At 67.4% G+C, this 16,251-nt stretch carries 13 protein-coding genes; 11 read left to right on the top strand and 2 right to left on the bottom strand.

The window, feature by feature from the left end; all coding sequences use genetic code 11:
- Positions 1–83 precede the first annotated feature (83 nt).
- From KCI33_RS08205 to KCI33_RS08180, 6 genes are all read left to right on the top strand, one after another.
- Positions 84–1,169 (top strand): polyamine ABC transporter substrate-binding protein, encoded by a 1,086-nt coding sequence (locus KCI33_RS08205; protein WP_212524295.1) that lies wholly within the window; start codon positions 84–86, stop codon positions 1,167–1,169.
- 65 nt (positions 1,170–1,234) lie between these two features.
- Positions 1,235–2,362 carry an ABC transporter ATP-binding protein gene (locus KCI33_RS08200; protein WP_212524294.1) on the top strand — a complete coding sequence of 376 codons (1,128 nt, stop codon included), beginning with the start codon at positions 1,235–1,237 and terminating at the stop codon, positions 2,360–2,362.
- 17 nt (positions 2,363–2,379) lie between these two features.
- Complete coding sequence (locus KCI33_RS08195; protein WP_212524396.1) at positions 2,380–3,270, top strand: ABC transporter permease subunit; 891 nt, start codon at positions 2,380–2,382, stop codon at positions 3,268–3,270.
- Entirely contained in the window at positions 3,267–4,082 is an 816-nt protein-coding gene (locus KCI33_RS08190) for an ABC transporter permease subunit (protein ID WP_212524293.1), read from the top strand. Before KCI33_RS08195 ends, KCI33_RS08190 begins: the two co-directional genes overlap by 4 nt.
- Positions 4,079–5,419, top strand: a complete 1,341-nt coding sequence (locus tag KCI33_RS08185; RefSeq protein WP_212524292.1) for a glutamine synthetase family protein — start codon at positions 4,079–4,081, stop codon at positions 5,417–5,419. The genes KCI33_RS08190 and KCI33_RS08185 overlap by 4 nt, the downstream gene beginning before the upstream one ends.
- Position 5,420: 1 nt before the next feature.
- Positions 5,421–6,755, top strand: coding sequence for an FAD-binding oxidoreductase (locus tag KCI33_RS08180; protein ID WP_212524291.1), 1,335 nt, complete (start codon positions 5,421–5,423; stop codon positions 6,753–6,755).
- 5 nt (positions 6,756–6,760) lie between these two features.
- Here KCI33_RS08180 and KCI33_RS08175 read toward each other — a convergent pair whose 3' ends face one another.
- Entirely contained in the window at positions 6,761–7,669 is a 909-nt protein-coding gene (locus KCI33_RS08175) for a family 2 glycosyl transferase (protein ID WP_212524290.1), read from the bottom strand.
- A 204-nt stretch (positions 7,670–7,873) separates the two neighbouring features.
- On the opposite strand from KCI33_RS08175, the gene KCI33_RS18040 reads away from it, so the two are divergent.
- Positions 7,874–7,999 carry a hypothetical protein gene (locus tag KCI33_RS18040; protein ID WP_282960723.1) on the top strand — a complete coding sequence of 42 codons (126 nt, stop codon included), beginning with the start codon at positions 7,874–7,876 and terminating at the stop codon, positions 7,997–7,999.
- Between the two features lie 6 nt (positions 8,000–8,005).
- On the opposite strand, the gene KCI33_RS08170 is transcribed toward KCI33_RS18040, so the two are convergent.
- Positions 8,006–8,641: a sugar transferase gene (locus tag KCI33_RS08170; protein ID WP_212524289.1), complete on the bottom strand. Its 636-nt coding sequence runs from the start codon at positions 8,639–8,641 to the stop codon at positions 8,006–8,008.
- A 717-nt stretch (positions 8,642–9,358) separates the two neighbouring features.
- Here KCI33_RS08170 and KCI33_RS08165 point away from each other — a divergent pair.
- The 4 genes from KCI33_RS08165 (at position 9,359) to KCI33_RS08150 (ending at position 16,237) form a co-directional block, all read left to right on the top strand.
- Positions 9,359–10,588, top strand: coding sequence for a polysaccharide biosynthesis/export family protein (locus KCI33_RS08165; RefSeq protein WP_212524288.1), 1,230 nt, complete (start codon positions 9,359–9,361; stop codon positions 10,586–10,588).
- Positions 10,585–12,783 (top strand): polysaccharide biosynthesis tyrosine autokinase, encoded by a 2,199-nt coding sequence (locus tag KCI33_RS08160; RefSeq protein ID WP_212524287.1) that lies wholly within the window; start codon positions 10,585–10,587, stop codon positions 12,781–12,783. Before KCI33_RS08165 ends, KCI33_RS08160 begins: the two co-directional genes overlap by 4 nt.
- A 290-nt stretch (positions 12,784–13,073) precedes the next feature.
- Positions 13,074–14,630 (top strand): hypothetical protein, encoded by a 1,557-nt coding sequence (locus KCI33_RS08155; RefSeq protein ID WP_212524286.1) that lies wholly within the window; start codon positions 13,074–13,076, stop codon positions 14,628–14,630.
- A complete protein-coding gene (locus tag KCI33_RS08150; RefSeq protein ID WP_212524285.1) occupies positions 14,627–16,237 on the top strand; it encodes a hypothetical protein in 1,611 nt (536 codons plus the stop codon). The genes KCI33_RS08155 and KCI33_RS08150 overlap by 4 nt, the downstream gene beginning before the upstream one ends.
- Positions 16,238–16,251 lie beyond the last annotated feature (14 nt).

Genomic DNA, 16,251 nt, shown 5'->3' with positions numbered 1-16,251 from the left:
TCCTAATCTCATCTTGCGCCGAATCGACGCATTTGATCAAATGCATCCCAAAGGGCGCATGAGAAACAACAGGGAGTTACCTAATGAAACCGACGATTGCCACGCTGGCGCTGACCTTGTCGGTGGGCGCCACCGCCGCGGCTGCCGAACAGGTCCGCGTCTACAACTGGTCGGACTACATCGACGAGGAACTGCTTACCAAGTTCGAGGAAGAGACCGGACTGGAGCTGATCTACGACGTGTTCGACAGCAACGAGGTGCTGGAAACCAAGATGCTCGCCGGGGGCTCGGGCTACGACGTCGTGGTCCCCTCGGGCACGTTCCTGCAGCGCCAGATCGAGGCCGGCGCCTTCCAGAAGCTCGACAAGTCGAAGCTGCCCAACATCGCGAACATGTGGGACGTGGTCGAGAAGCGCACCGCGCAATACGACCCCGGCAACGAATACTCGATCAACTACATGTGGGGCACCACCGGCATCGGCGTGAACGTCGGCAAGGTGAAAGAGGCCCTGGGCGAGGACGCGCCGATCAACTCGCTGGCGCTGGTCTTCGACCCGGCCAACATGGAAAAGCTGGCCGGATGCGGCGTGTATTTCCTGGATGCGCCGGCCGAGATGATCCCGGCCGCGCTGAAATACATCGGCGAGGATCCCGACAGCCACGACCCGGACGTCATCGCCAAGGCCGAGGCCGTGTTCATGGCCGTGCGCCCCTACATCCAGAAGTTCCACAGCTCGGAATACATCAACGCGCTGGCCAACGGCGATATCTGCGTGGCGGTGGGCTGGTCGGGCGACGTGCTGCAGGCGCGCGACCGCGCCGTGGAGGCAGACAACGGCGTCGAGATCGCCTATAACGCCCCGGTCGAGGGGGCGCAGATGTGGTTCGACCAGATGGCGATCCCGACCGACGCGCCGAACCCCGATGGCGCGCATGTGTTCCTGAACTTCATCATGGACGCGCAGAACATGGCGGCGGCGTCGAACTACGTCTACTACGCCAATGGCAACAAGGCCTCGCAGGAGTTCCTGCTCGAGGACGTCATCGGCGACCCGGCGATCTACCCCGACGCGGCGACGCTGGAGAACCTGTTCACCACGCGGCCCTACCCGGCCAAGGTGCAGCGCGTCGTGACGCGGCTGTGGACCAAGATCAAATCGGGCACCTGACCCCACTCACGGCCCATCCGGCCCGCGCCGCATCGGCGCGGGCCGTTTCTTGCCAAGGGACCATCATGGCACAATCCGTTTTCGCCCCCTGGGCGGACCCCAATGAAAAACCGCTGATCCAGTTCCGAAACGTCACCAAGCGTTTCGGGGATTTTACCGCCATCGACGATCTGACGCTGGACATCTTCCGGCGCGAGTTCTTCGCGCTGCTGGGTCCGTCGGGCTGCGGCAAGACCACCTTGATGCGGATGCTGGCGGGCTTCGAGGCGCCGACCGAGGGCACCATTACCCTGGACGGCAAGGACATCTCGCCGGTGCCGCCGCACAAGCGCGAGGTGAACATGATGTTCCAGTCCTACGCGCTGTTCCCGCATCTGACGGTCTATGACAACATCGCCTTCGGGCTGAAACGCTCGGACATGTCCCGAGACGAGATCGCCGCGCGCGTCGAACAGATGCTGAAGATGGTCCAGCTCCAGAAATTCGCGCGCCGCAAGCCGCACCAGATCTCGGGTGGGCAGCGCCAGCGCGTGGCGCTGGCGCGCAGCCTGGCCAAGGCGCCGAAACTGCTTCTGCTCGACGAGCCGCTGGGCGCACTCGACCGCAAGCTGCGCGAGGAAACCCAGTTCGAGCTGATGGACATCCAGGAAAAGACCGGCACCACCTTCGTGATCGTGACCCACGACCAGGAGGAGGCGATGACCGTGGCCAGCCGCGTCGCGGTGATGGACCACGGCAAGGTCATCCAGGTGGACACGCCCGACCGCATCTACGAAACCCCCAATTGCGTCTATGTGGCCGATTTCATCGGCGACGTGAACCTGATCGAGGGCAACGCCTATCCCGCCGGGGACGACCGGGTTTCCATCGAATGGGCCGAGGGCCAGCCCGGCATCATCGCCACCCCCGCCGGCGCGGTGGAGGCGGGCGCGCGGATAACCTTCGCCATCCGCCCCGAAAAGGTGGCGATCTGCAGGGACCGCCCCGAGGATCTGCCCAACGCGGTGCGCGGCCGGATCCTCGACATCGCCTATCTCGGCAACATCTCGACCTATCATGTCGCGCTGCCCTCGGGCCATGTGATCAAGGCGCAGACCGCCAACGACCGGCGCATCGCGCGGCGCAGCTTCACCTGGGAGGACGAGGTCTGGCTCGGCTGGACCGCCACCGCCGGCGTGGTGCTGACGCAATGACCGGCTGGGGAGACAGACTGCGCGGGCGGATCGTCGTCGCCGTGCCCTACCTGTGGCTGATGCTGCTGTTCATGGTGCCCTTCGGCATCGTGCTCAAGATCTCGCTGAGCGACTACGCGGTGTCGATACCGCCCTACACGCCCACTCTGGACCCCTCTGCGGGCTGGAGCGGATTCCAGGATTTCCTCGGAGAGCTCGATTTCGAGAATTTCGTCTGGCTGACGCAGGACGCCCTCTACTGGAAGGCCTACCTGTCCAGCCTCAAGATCGCGGTGATCTCCACGGCGCTGACGCTGCTGGTGGGCTATCCCATCGCCTATGGCATGGCCAACGCGCCGGATGAGTGGCGCCCGACGCTGATGATGCTGGTGATCCTGCCGTTCTGGACCAGTTTCCTGATCCGGGTCTATGCCTGGATGGGCATCCTCAGCCAGGAGGGGTTCCTCAATCAGTTCCTGATGTGGACCGGCCTGACCGCGGAGCCGCTGACCATCCTGAACACCAACACCGCCGTCTATATCGGCATCGTCTACACCTACCTGCCCTTCATGATCCTGCCGATCTACGCCACGCTGGAAAAGCTCGACGCGTCGCTGCTGGAGGCCGCGGCCGATCTGGGCTGCACCCGCGTGCAGGCGTTCTGGCTGGTCACCGCGCCGCTGTCGAAATCGGGGGTGATCGCGGGCTGTTTCCTGGTGTTCATCCCGGCGATCGGGGAATTCGTGATCCCCTCGCTTCTGGGCGGGTCGCGCACGCTGATGATCGGCAAGGTGCTGTGGGAGGAGTTCTTCTCCAACCGCGACTGGCCGGTGGCCTCGGCCGTGGCCGTGATCCTGCTCATGATCCTGGTGATCCCGATCATCCTGTTCCAGCGCAACGAGCAGAAGCAGCGGGAGGCCGAGCAATGAGACGCCTGACCTGGTTCAACGCCACCTCGCTTACGCTGGGCTTCGCCTTCCTCTACCTGCCGATGCTGATCCTGATCGTCTTCAGCTTCAACGCCTCGAAGCTGGTCACGGTCTGGGCCGGTTTTTCGACCCAATGGTATGGCGAGTTGCTGCGCAACGAGGCCTTCCTCGACGCCGCCTGGGTGACGCTGAAGGTGGGGCTGGCGTCCTCGACGCTGGCCACGGTTCTGGGCACGATGGCGGCCTATGTCATGGTGCGCGGCGGGCGGTTCTTCGGCCGCACGCTGTTCTCCGGCATGATCTACGCGCCGCTGGTGATGCCCGAGGTGATCACCGGCCTGTCGCTGCTGCTGCTGTTCATCTCGATCGGGCTCGACCGCGGCGTGTTCACCATCGTTCTGGCCCATACCACCTTTTCCATGTGCTACGTCTCGGTGGTGGTCAGCTCGCGGCTGGTCAGCTTCGACCGCTCCATCGAGGAGGCCGCCCTCGACCTCGGCTGCACCCCCTTCGACGCGTTTCGAAGCGTCACCCTGCCCATCATCGCCCCCGCCGTCATTTCCGGCTGGCTGCTGGCCTTCACCCTGTCGCTCGACGACCTGGTGATCGCCTCCTTCACGGCCGGCCCCTCCGCCACCACCCTGCCGATCAAGATCTTCAGCTCGGTCCGACTGGGCGTCAGCCCCGAGATCAACGCGCTGTCCACCATCATGATCGGCATCGTGGCGGTGGGCGTCATCACCGCCTCGCTGGTCTCCAAGCGCATGATCGCGCGCCAGGCCCGCGACGAACAACAGGCTGTTCATTCATGAGCCTCTTCCAAACCGAATTCGACGAATTCTGCGCCGCACACGGCACCCCCGACCGGCTGGAGCTGATGCTCTGCGACCTCAACGCCATCCTGCGTGGCAAGTGGCTGCCGGCGGATTCCATCGACAAGTTCGAAACCGGCGCGGTGCGCCTGCCGATGTCCACCTACGCGCCCAACATCCTCGGCTACGAGGTCGAGGCGACGGGGCTGGGCATCGCGGTGGGCGATCCCGACGGGCGGCTGGTGCCGGTGCCCGGCACGCTGAAGCCCGTGCCCTGGGCCGAGAACCAGGTCGCGCAGGTGCTGGTCGAGATGACCGACCACGACGGGCTGATCAGCTCGGTCTCGCCCCGGCAGGTGCTGAAGACCGTTCTCAAGGGCTTCTCCGCCCGCGGCCTGCGCCCCGTGGTCTCGACCGAGCTGGAATTCTACCTGCTGGAGCCGCGCGACGAGCCTTCGGACGCGCCGGCGCCGCCCTGGGGCTCGCCCGACGCGCAGAACTACGACCTCGAGGTGCTGTCCCGGCAGGAAACCGTGCTCAACGACATCCTGTCCGCGGCCGAGGAACAGGGCCTGCCCACCGACACGCTGATCGCGGAATACGGCGCCGGCCAGTTCGAGGTGAATTTCCACCACACCGACGACGTGCTGGCCGCGGCCGAAACCGGCATCCTGTTCCGCCGGCTGGTGCGCGGCGTGGCCGCGAAACATGAGCTCGAGGCCACCTTCATGGCCAAGCCCTATGCCGACATGCCGGGCAACGGGCTGCATGTGCATGCCTCGGTTCTGGACCGCAACGGCAACAACATCTTCGCCGCCGAAGAGGGCGTCGGCGAGACCCTGCAGCACGCGGTGGCCGGCGTTCTGACCACGATGCGCGACCTGCAGGCGATCTTCGCGCCGCACATGAATTCCTACCGGCGGTTCCAGCCGGGCAGCTTCGCCCCCTCGGCCCCCGACTGGGGGCTGGACAACCGCGCGGCCGCGATCCGCCTGCCCGAGACCAGCGGCCCCGGCGCACGGCTGGAGCACCGCATCTCCGGCGCCGACGCCAACCCCTATCTGGTGCTGGCCGCGGTGCTGGGCGGCATGATGCACGGGCTGGAGACGAAACCGCCCCTGCCCCTGCCGCTGGATGATCCCGACAGCACGCCCGCCACGCCGCTGGCCGCGGACTGGACGACGGCGGTCGAACGCTTCGCCGCCTCAGATATCGCCGCCCGCATCTTCGGCGAGGAATATCGCGACATCTACGCCGCCGTGCGCCGCGACGAGATCGCCCAGCTGACCACGATCATTTCGCCGATGGAATACCGCTATTACCTGAGCCGCCTGTAGGATGCGCCGGATCTACGAACCCACCGCCTATGGCCCGCTGCCCGATGCGGGCAACTATTGGCGCGAGACCGCCAGCGCGCCGCCCCGCCCGCACTTGCAGGGCATGGCGCGCGCCGAATTCGCAGTCGTCGGCGGCGGCTTCACCGGGCTGATGGCCGCGCTGCGGCTGGCCGAGGCCGGGGCCGACGTGGCGCTGCTGGAGGCCGGACAGCCCGGCTGGGGCGCCTCGGGGCGCAACGGCGGGTTCTGCTGCCTGGGCGGCGCGGCGCGGACGGGCGACGACCTGATCCGCCGCCACGGCGCCGAGGACGCGCAGCGCTATTTCGACGCCGAACGCGGCGCCGTCGATCTGGTCGCCGAGACGCTGGAGCGGCTGGCCATCGACGCCGACACCCATTCCCGCGGCGAGACCCTTCTCGCCCACCGTCCGCGCGACTGGGCGGCGCTGCGCGCGCGCGCCGGCACGGTCGCGCAGCGCTACGGCGTCACGCCCGAACTGATCGCGCCCGAGGCGCTGGCCGATCGCGGCATGGCGAGCCCCGCCTTCCACGGCGGGCTGACCGTGCCCGTCGGCTTTGCGCTCAACCCGTTGAAATACACGCTGGGTCTGGCCCACGCCGCGCAGGAGGCCGGCGCGCGGCTGCATGGAGATAGCCCGGTGACCGCGATCACGCCCGAGGGCGGCGGCTACCGCCTGGAGACGCCGCAGGGCACGCTGGCCGCGCGCAGGTTGCTGATCGCCACCAACGGCTATTCCAGCGACGACCTGCCGCCCGCGCTGGCCGGCCGCTACCTGCCGGTGCAGTCCAACATCCTGGTCACCCGCCCGCTGAGCGACGACGAGATCGCCGCGCAGGGCTGGAGCACCGGCCAGATGTGCTACGACTCGCGCCATCTGCTGCATTATTTCCGCCTGATGCCCGACCGCCGCTTCCTGTTCGGCATGCGCGGCAGCCTGCGGACCACGCCCGCAAGCCTGACCGAGGCCGAGGGCATCGCCCGCACCGATTTCGAGGCGATGTTCCCGGAATGGATGCATGTGGAGACGCCGCATTTCTGGTCGGGGCTGGTGTGCCTGAGCCGCCGGCTGACACCCTTTGCCGGGCCGCTGCCGGGGATGGAGAGTGCCTTCGCCGCGATGGCCTATCACGGCAACGGCGTGGCGATGGCGTGCTTCGCCGGAACGCTGCTGGCCGATCTGGCGCTGGGACGCAGGCCCAGCCGCCCCGTGCCGCAACTGATGCAGGCGCCGCTGAAACGGTTCCCGCTGGGGCGCTGGCGGCGGGCGATCCTGCCCCTGGCCTATCGCTGGTACGGCTGGCAGGACCGGGGCTGAGGCCGCTATTTCAGGCGCAGCACCCGGTTCGGGGCGAGCCGCCCCCGCAGAAGGTCCGCAAGCGCCAGCAGATTGCCCCGCAGCCGCCCGCGCCGGTCGACCCAGGGCTCGGGGCGCGGGGACCGCAGCAAATTGGCGGCCAGGTTGCGCAGGATCATCCGCAGCGCGCGATGCGCCTGCATCGTGCCCTTGGACATCAGGTAGACCGGGTTGGCGATCTGCGAATAGCCCAGCGTCAGCCCGCGCGACCGGGCGGTCTTGGTCCCGAGATGGACGCCGGTCAGGGCCCCGGCCCGGGCGATCCGTCCGAATGCCGCCAGCCGGCGCGAGAAATCCACGTCCTCCAGCCAGCTGTAAAGCGGCAGCGCCTCGTCGAAGCGGATGCCGTGCTCCAGCGCCGGGCCCGCGCGGAAAGCCATGTTGCAGCCGTAGCCGTTGTAGACCTGCGTCAGCCGGTCCGGGCGCGGCCGGGCGCCCAGCGCCCGAAGCTGGCGCTCGCCCTCGGCATGGTCGAAGCCGGGCCCGCCGATGCCATCGGCCAGAACCGTGCCGGTCAGCACCACATGATCGGGATGCGTCGCGAACAAGCGACGCAGGTTCCCCATGTAATCGGGCGACAGCAGGAAATCGTCGTCGAGCAGCAGCATGATGTCCTCGGGACGCAGCCTTTCGATCATCCTGTTGCGCTGGAAGGTGAGCCCGGCCTCGCCGATGATGACCTCGCAGGCGAAGGGCAGATCCGCCAGTCGCGACGCGTCGAGATCGCCGGGCCCGGTCGCGGAGAGGATCACGAGATCGGGCAGGCACCGCTGCCGGGCCAGCGCCCGAACCGTGTCGATCACGATGCCGGGGCGGTTCATCGTGGCGATGCCCACCACCAGCCGCCCCTGGAACGCCGGCGTGGCCCCTGTCATCTCCCGGCCCGATATCTCCTCGCGCCGAGAGACAAACTTTTGCCACGATTTGCTCATGATCCTGCCCCGATTGGGCGTTGAACTGAGCTTGGAGAGTTGCGCCGGTCAAAAACGATCCGGTCAAAAACGGCCCGATCCAACGCGGGCCGGACCGGACACGGGCCAAACCGAAACGAGGCCAACGGAACAGGTTTGCAGGCTACCATGGAAAAATCACGAACAGAGTGCCCCCCTTGGCTTCTGGCCCTCGATGCGGCCACGCTGCGCCGTGCGGTTGTGATCGGCTGCGCGCTGGCCTGGGTTTCGGTGATCGGCCTGATCGTCGCCTGAGCGCCGCTAGCAGGCGCCCTTCTGCGTCAGGATCACGCTAACGGTTTTCAGAACGATCCGCATATCCCCCCAGAAGCTGCGGTTGCGGACATAATCGACATCCATCGAGACCCGCTCGTCATAGGTGGTGTTGCTGCGGCCGCTGACCTGCCAGGCGCCGGTGACGCCCGGCAGCACCGATATGTAATCGGCGAAATGGCCTTTGTAGAAGGTCGCCTCCTCGATCACCACGGGCCGGGGGCCAACGACCGACATCTCGCCGCGCAGCACGTTCCAGAACTGCGGCAGCTCGTCGAGGCTGGTCTTGCGCAGAAAGGCCCCCAGGCAGTTGACCCTGGGGTCGCGGCTCAGCTTGCGCGTGGCCTGCCACTCGGCCCGGGCGGCAGGGTCGTCGCGCAGGTGCTTCTGCAGCAGGATGTCGGAATTCCGCGCCATGGTGCGAAACTTCAGGCACTGGAAACTGCGGCCGTCCAGCCCGACGCGGCGGTGCCCGTAGAAAACGGGCCGTCCATCGGCGATCAGGATGGCCGCCGCCACCAGCAGGATGAACGGCGCGAAAAAGACCAGCGCGGCGACAGCGAAGACCTTGTCGAACACCCTCTTGGACAGCGGCACCGTCGTTGCCGCGCCGTGGACGGCCACAAGGACCGCAGCCTCGCCCCGCCCGTTCAAGTGAATTGATTGCGCCTGAAATCCCATCCGTCACGCAGCCGTCAGCGTGGCTGTCCCAAGTTACTGGTTACGAATCTCTCCGAGAAACCTACCGCCTGGGGCACGCTGGCGGTGAAGGGAATCTGCGCAACTCTCTGTTTCCCTATCCCAGACAGTGCCGCCGACCCGACGGAGACGAGAGATTAACAAATTATTATCCAAGGACTATTTCGACCTCCGCCAGCGCCGGGCCGCCGAGACAGACGTCGCGCCGTTCGCCATGAAGCCCCCAAATTGCCACCTTTTCGCCCTTTTTGGAGAGGGCACCCCCACCTGAAAGGAACGGCCAGGACCGCGCCACGGCCATCTTCGAAGAGGGGCGCCCGCCGCGTGGCTCCGCGCTGCGGGCGCCCAACCGGCGGCTCTCGTTTATCGCTGTCCTTTCAGGGCCCTGCCGGATGTCCCGCCCGCCCGCCAAGGCCGCATCTCACAGGCGCCATGGCGCCCCTTCGGCCACCGATCCACGCGCAGCTTCAGTCTGCTCGTGCCCCCGCGTGAGGCACCCCGTTTCGCCACGGCGCCGCTAAAAGCCACAAGAAACAGCGGGAATCCGTTATCATTGAAAGGTTAATTTATCGTCTTGCGATTCGTTTTTTTGGTGCCGAGGTGTTTTTCGCAGTGTTCATCAGGGGGCGGAACATTGTGCGTATGGCGGCGGAAGCCGCGTTTCTCCTGTTGGCAATGGGGGGGGCATGCCATGCTGCGACCGCGACCCCGGACAGCTACTCCATCAACATCGGCGACGAGCTCGAGATGGATATTCTCGACGACAGCGACCCGCCGCAACGCTACTCGGTCGGCAGCGACGGGCAGGTGCAGCTGCCCCTGATCGGTGGCGTGAGCGTCGAGAACATCACCCTCGGCCAGGCCCGCGACCTGATCCGCAGAACCTATGTCGAGCGCGAGATATTCGTCGCGCCGACGGTGGAACTCTCGGTGGCGAATTTCCGGCCGATCTTCGTGCTCGGCGACGTGCGCAACCCGGGCAACTACGATTTCCAACCCTTCCTGACCGCCGAGCAGGCCGTCGGCCTGGCCGGCGGGCCCGCCATCTCCACCCGCAACGAAGAGGCGCGGGTGCTGGAGCGGCGGAATCTGCAAGGCGCGCTGAACGGGCTCGATTCCGACCTTGCCCGGCTGGTCAGCCAATATGCCCGGCTCCAGGCCCAGGTCAGCGGCCGCACCGAGGTGCGCTGGGCCGACGTGCCCGCGGAGGTCCGCCCGGACATCGACCGCGAGCTTTTCGACGCGCTGAAGCCCAAGGAGGACCAGATCATCACGCTGGAAGAGCGCAACCGCGCCACCCGGCGGCGCCTGATCGAGGAGGCAGTGACGGAGGCCTCGAACCGCATCGCCCTGATCGACCAGCGCGAGACGGTCCAGTCGCAGGCGCTGGAGCGCATACGCAGCGAATTGGACCGCAACCGCGTTCTGGTCACCCGCGGGCTCAAGACGCAATCGGCGGTCACCCAATACGATCAGGCCGTGTCGCGCCAGGAGGGGGAGCTGCTGCAACTGCGCGAACAGCGCTCGGCCGCGCTGGTGCAGCTGGGCGAGTTGCAGAGCGAGCTATCCCAGATCGACACCGAGTGGGAAAAGCAGCTCCTGTCCCAGTCGCAGGCCCACTGGAGCGAAATCAACAAGCTCAGGTCGCAGCGCACCTCTCTGGAGGACCGCTTGCTGCTGCTCGAGCAATGGATGAACGCCGCGACCGGCACCGAGGCAGAGCTTCTGGTCGAGTACCGGGTGCGGCGGCGCGGGCGCGGCGGGTTGCAGCAGATGCAGCTCGACCCGCTGGACGAGCTGGCGCCGGGCGATCTGCTGGTCGTGGTCGTGAAGCCGCCGGAGGCGCTGGCCGAAGCGGAGCCGACACAATGAAACGATTCACCTTCTTCGACAAAGGCGGCGAACCGTCCCGTGTGCCCCACGCCCCGGACCGGTCGCAGGGTATCGACATCGTCTACCTGTTCGACATCCTGCGCGGCAATGCCCGGCTGATCTCGGTCGTGACGCTGGTCTGCCTCGTCGGCACGTTCTTCTATCTGCAGCGCGTCACGCCGATCTACACCGCCCATTCCCAGATCATTATCGACACCCGGCAGGAACGGGTGACGCCGGTCGAGGAGGTGGTCTCCAGCCTTAACGTCAGCAACTCGGTCGTTGCCGGCGAGGTGGTCACCATCCAGTCGAATGTCCTGATCGGGAAGGTGGTCGACACCCTCGACCTGGTCCATCACCCGCAGTTCGACCCACGCCTGCCGCGACCGGAAGGGCCCATCGCCGGGATCAAGCGCTTGATCCGCGGCGAGGAACCGTTCCACGTCATCGCCCGCCGCTTCCCGGATGAGGCGCTCCGCTCGATCGTCATCAACGATGTGCGGCAGCGGCTGAGCGTCTCGCAGATCGGGGTGTCCTATGCGATCGGCGTCCGCTTCGACTCGCCGGATCCGCAGCTTGCCGCGGATGTGGCGAATGCCGTGGCCGACCAGTACATCGCAGGTCAGCTCGCCGACAAGCACGACGCCACCGTCCGGGCCAATGACTGGCTGGCCGACCGCATCCAGGAGCTCAGCGCCCAGGTGGAGACGGCCGACGCGGCCGTGGTCGACTTCCGCATCGAGATGACCTCGGCCGCAGGCGGCGGGGAGGAGACCACCAACCAGTTGCTGGCCGAGCTGAACTCGCGCCTGGTGGCGACCAGCGCCGAACGCGCGGATGCCGAGGTCCGTTACCGCCTGGTCGAGCGGCTGATGGAAAGCGAGGGCCTTGCCGCCGTCGCCGATGTCGTGACCTCGCCGCTGCTGGAGACGCTCCAGCGCCAGCAGACCGACCTGACCTCGAAAAAGGCGGAGCTGGCCAGCACGCTGGGCCGGCGCCACCCCGAAATCATCCGCATCACCGCGCAGATCGAGGATGTGCAGCGCAGCATCGAGGACGAACTGCGCCGCCGCATCGAATCGATGCGCGGCGATGTCAGCGTCACCCGCAACCGCGAAGCCGCGCTGCAGGAGCAGATCAAGGAGGTCTCGGACCGGGCCGAGATGATCTCCACCGCCTCGGTCCGCCTCAACCAGCTCGAGCGCACCGCCCAGGCCACCCGGCTGGTCTATGAAAACTTCCTCTCGCGCTTCAAGGAAACCAGCGCGCAGAGCGACTACCAGCGGCCCGAGGCCCGCGTCATCGGGCGCGCGGCGGTTCCGCTGGTGCCGTCCTTCCCGCGGCGCACCCTCTCGATGGCGATGGCCGCCGTGTTCGGGCTGTCCATCGGCGTCGCCTTTGTCTTCCTGCGGAGCCTTTTCACGGTGCCGATCCGCACCTCGGACGAGTTGCGCGAGGCGACGAACCTGCCCTTGCTGGCGATGCTGCCCTATGTGCGCTCGCTGGGGCCGCGCCATGCCTGGCTGCGCCGCGAACTGAGGAACGAGAAACCGTCGGCCTTCATGGAAGGGATACAGCTGATACGGACGAAGCTGTTCGAGATGTCGCACGGCAAGCCGCCCAACGTGGTCATGGTCACCTCGTCCCTGGCGAGCGAGGGCAAGTCGTCGCTGTGTTTCGCGCTGGCCCATTCCCTGTCCAAATCCGGGGCGTCGGTGGCGCTGCTGGACGCCGACCTGCGCCGCTCGGATTCGGTGCGCGCGCTGGGGCTGCCGCGCAAGGGGACGTGCCTCGTCGATTACCTGGAAGGCAAGGGCAACTTCAGGGACCTGATCGAACGCTCGGAACTTCTGGATGCCGACGTGATCACCCCGCGCCGCTCCAGCAACAATGCCGCCGGCCTGATCTCCTCCAAGAAAATGTCTGGCCTCATCACCCGCCTGTCGGCGCGCCACGACATGGTGATCATCAACGCCCCGCCGGTGCTTCAGCTCTCCGACGCGCTCGTGCTGTCGAACCACGTCGATACCACCCTGATGGCGGTGCAGAGCGGCCGCCCCTCGGCGCGGATCGTCAAGCAGACGCTGGAGCGGCTGAACGAGGCCGGCGCCGATGTCTGCGGCACCGTGATGACCCAGGTCCGGCGCAAGGATGTCGCCGGGCGCGAGGTCTATGGCTACGCCTATGAGTATTGAGACCGGCCTCCGCCCCCCGGCCGCCTGGCCGGAAGGATTGGCCGCGCAGGGAGGTCCGGCCCGGCAACCTGAACACAAGCCTTTCGCGTTGCGGTCTTCCCGATCTGGCCGTGACAAGCGCTGCCGATCCGGGGGATAGTGCACCCCACCCGCGCTTTCGGCAGAAAGGGCAAGCCGGCGGAGCCGGCGCGCTCGAGAACGCGACCGCTGCACAAGGCGAGGTATGAGACGCACCGGAACCGGCGGTTCCGGTCATGGATCTTTCGAAGGGCCGAATCCGGCGATTTTTCATGCGTGAAGAAGGCACAGCAAGGCGTATCGGGATCGTGATCCCGCCGGGCGCGCGGCTCAGCGGCCGGCAGGCGCTGCTGATCGACCGCATCGCCGCCGACCCGCGACTCCGCATCGTGGCCAGGATCGAAGGGACGGAAACGCGCCGCGCCCCCCGGCTGCCGCCCCTGGCGAAGGGCCTTCTTGCCGCCGAAGGCGCGCTGAGCCGGCTGCGGTGGCCCGACCATCCCGCGCAGGACGCGCAGGCGTTGCTCGATGCGCTGCCGGTTCTGGAAGGGCGCGGGGCGGACGGCCCGGTCGACGTCTTCCTGGCCCTCGGGGACAATCACCTGTCCGCGCGGCAGCTCGCGATGGCACGGCTGGGCGAGTGGTCGCTCAGCGTGTCCGGCGTGCCCGCCGCGCGGTCGGACTGGGCCATGGTCGATCCCGCGCTGCGCGCCGCGGGGCTGGTGACGGTGGACATCCTCCAGCGGACCGCCGGGCGGCCCGAGGGGCAGGTGCGGGCGCGCACGGCCTACAACCCCAAGCCCACGGCGATCCTGACCGCCGCGTTCATCGCCGAGAAATCCTCGCTGTTCCTGCGCAAGGAACTCGGCGGGACGGAGGCGCGCGGCCGCGCTCCGGACGCGCCCCCCCCGCGGCCCGCGCCACCCGCGCCGGGCACCGCGGCGCTGCTGGGGTATGCCGCCCATGTCGCGCGCATGGCCGCGCAGCGGGCCGCGGACCGGCTCCGCGTGAAACTCGGACGGGGGCGCGCCTTCTGGCAGCTGGCGGCGGGGCACGGCGACGTGCTGGATTTCGAGCCGTCGCAGGCGCTGGACGTGCCGCGGCGGAGCTTTCTCATGGCCGACCCCTTCTTGTTCGAAAAGGACGGCGAGCTTTTCGTGTTCTACGAGGCGCAGGACGCCGACGAACGTCCGGCCTGGATCGAAGTCGGCCGCCTGGAGGGCGATCGGCTGATCCCGCTGGGTGCAGCGCTCAGGCGCGACTACCATCTCTCCTATCCGTTCGTGTTCAGCGACGGCGACCAGATCTACATGATGCCCGAGACCCAGACCGCCCGACGACTGGAGGTCTGGCGGGCCACCGATTTCCCGCTGGAATGGGAGCTGCACGCCTGCGGTTTCGAAGGCTCCCACATCGCGGATTCCAACCTTTTCCAGCATGACGGGCAGTGGTGGCTGATGACCAACCTGTCCGACCATGTGGTCTTTCAGGAGCATTCCAGCGAACTCTATCTCTTCTCCGTCGATGGCCCGTCCCTGACGGGATTGCGGCCGCATCCGCAGAACCCGGTGGTGATCGGCAGCGACGTCGCGCGCAACGCCGGCGCCGTTGTCCAGCACGGCGGGCGGCTGTTCCGGGCGTCGCAGAACAACAGCCACGGCATTTACGGCTACGGGCTCAACATCATGGAGATCGAGGAACTCGGCCCCGACACCTACCGCGAACGGCGCGTGCGCGCCTTCACCCCGAAGGACCGGCCGGGATCGCGGGGGCTGCACCACGTCAGTTTCGCCGCCGGGCGGTTCGTCCTCGACTGGAGCGGCAAATGAAGTGGTGGGCCCTGCTGCTGCCGATGCTTGCCGGATCGCCCGCTTGGGCGCAGGAGCCATTCCGCCTCGGCGTGCAGACGCATTTCGAACAGGGCTGGGGGCTGGACTGGGCCGGCATTGCCGCGGGGCTGGGCGCGCCGCTTGTCCGCGATGAAATCGGCTGGGCCGAGGCCGAGCGGGCCCGCGGGCGATACGATTTCTCGAAATCGGACCCCTACATGCGCGAGATCCGCGCGCAGGGCATGGCGCCGCTGATCGTCTGGACCGACACCAACCCTCTTTACGACAGGAAACAAACGCCGCACAGCGAAGACGGTCGCGCGGGCCTCGTGGCCTACCTGGATGCGATGCTGACCCATTACGCGGGCACGCTGACGCGGATCGAGATCGGCAACGAGGTGAATTCCGAAGAGTTCCTTTCCGGCCCGTTTCGGGACGACCCGCCGCGCCACCTCGCGGCGACGGTGCGGGCCGTGGCGCAGGGGCTGAAGCCCCGGCATCCGGACGTCGAGATCATCTGTGCCGGAACCAACATGATCCCCCTGCAATTCCTGCGCGACTTCTTCCGCCACGGCGGGCTGCTGGATTGCGACGCGATCTCGATCCACCCCTACCGGCGCCATCCCGAGAATGCCGACCTGGAGATCGCGGCCCTGCGCGCGCTGATGCGCGACATGGGCGGCGAGAAACCGATCCACGTCACCGAATTCGGCAAATGGGTCGAGGACCCGGCCGAGTCTGCCGTCTACATGGTGAAAATGGTTTCGATCCTCGCGGCCGAAGGCGTGGGCGAGGCCTATTGGTATGCCCTCATGGATGAGCCGTGGTGGCCGAACATGGGGCTGATGACGCCGCAGCGCGCCGAGAAACCCGCAGCCGAGGCATTTCGCTTCCTTCAGGAAAAGCTCCTGCCGCTGGGGCGCCCGGTGCCGCGCGCGGCGACACGCGCGGCGCGCGTGTTCGAATACGGCGACGGCGAGGGCCTGGTGTTCTGGGGCGTCGATGGCGCAATCGCGCTGACGGGCGAGGCCGCGTTCTTCGATGTCACGGGCCGGCCGGTGCCGCGCCCGGAGCGCCTGACCGAGACGCCCGTCATCGCGCTGGGCCGGCGGCTGGACCTCCGGATCGTCACCGACGCGCCGATTGCCGATTCGCTCTACCAGTACGACACCCCGCCGTGGAGCTACTTCGCGCGCCGCCCGGGGATCGGGCTGACGCCGCTGGAGACGATGGAATGGCGGTGGTCGTCCTATCGCGGCGCGCCGGACCTGTGGCCCCTGAAGATCACCGACGCGGGGATGACCACGGCACGGTTTTCCGACGGGCCCTACCATGCCGTCGAACGCTTCACCGCCGCCGCGGCGGGGCGCTACCGCGTGGTGGGCTGGTGGCAGGCCTCGAAGGACAGCGAGCCGTCCGTCATCCTGGTCACGCACAACGGGGCCGGGATCGCCGAGGGACGGACCGGGCCGGGCCGGTTTCGGCTCGGGCCGCTGGATGTGACGCTGGCGGCGGGCGACACGGTGGATTTCGAAGTCGCCCCCGGAGGGCCGGGCGGGGACGGTTCGCTCCGCCGCCGCATCCGCATAGACGGGCCCCTTCCCTGAAGGGCCGGGCCAAC

The organism is Actibacterium sp. MT2.3-13A (assembly GCF_018139985.1).
Lineage (GTDB): Bacteria > Pseudomonadota > Alphaproteobacteria > Rhodobacterales > Rhodobacteraceae > JAGSOU01.
This window is presented reverse-complemented; position numbering and strand designations above follow the sequence as displayed.

What these genes read in the sequence shown, in the direction of transcription:
- KCI33_RS08205 (WP_212524295.1), top strand. Translation starts at nt 84, where the DNA reads ATGAAACCGACGATTGCCACGCTGGCGCTGACCTTGTCGGTGGGCGCC.
- KCI33_RS08200 (WP_212524294.1), top strand. Translation starts at nt 1,235, where the DNA reads ATGGCACAATCCGTTTTCGCCCCCTGGGCGGACCCCAATGAAAAACCG.
- KCI33_RS08190 (WP_212524293.1), top strand. Translation starts at nt 3,267, where the DNA reads ATGAGACGCCTGACCTGGTTCAACGCCACCTCGCTTACGCTGGGCTTC.
- KCI33_RS08185 (WP_212524292.1), top strand. Translation starts at nt 4,079, where the DNA reads ATGAGCCTCTTCCAAACCGAATTCGACGAATTCTGCGCCGCACACGGC.
- KCI33_RS08180 (WP_212524291.1), top strand. Translation starts at nt 5,421, where the DNA reads ATGCGCCGGATCTACGAACCCACCGCCTATGGCCCGCTGCCCGATGCG.
- KCI33_RS08175 (WP_212524290.1), bottom strand. Translation starts at nt 7,669, where the DNA reads ATGACAGGGGCCACGCCGGCGTTCCAGGGGCGGCTGGTGGTGGGCATC.
- KCI33_RS18040 (WP_282960723.1), top strand. Translation starts at nt 7,874, where the DNA reads ATGGAAAAATCACGAACAGAGTGCCCCCCTTGGCTTCTGGCCCTCGAT.
- KCI33_RS08165 (WP_212524288.1), top strand. Translation starts at nt 9,359, where the DNA reads ATGGCGGCGGAAGCCGCGTTTCTCCTGTTGGCAATGGGGGGGGCATGC.
- KCI33_RS08160 (WP_212524287.1), top strand. Translation starts at nt 10,585, where the DNA reads ATGAAACGATTCACCTTCTTCGACAAAGGCGGCGAACCGTCCCGTGTG.
- KCI33_RS08155 (WP_212524286.1), top strand. Translation starts at nt 13,074, where the DNA reads ATGCGTGAAGAAGGCACAGCAAGGCGTATCGGGATCGTGATCCCGCCG.
- KCI33_RS08150 (WP_212524285.1), top strand. Translation starts at nt 14,627, where the DNA reads ATGAAGTGGTGGGCCCTGCTGCTGCCGATGCTTGCCGGATCGCCCGCT.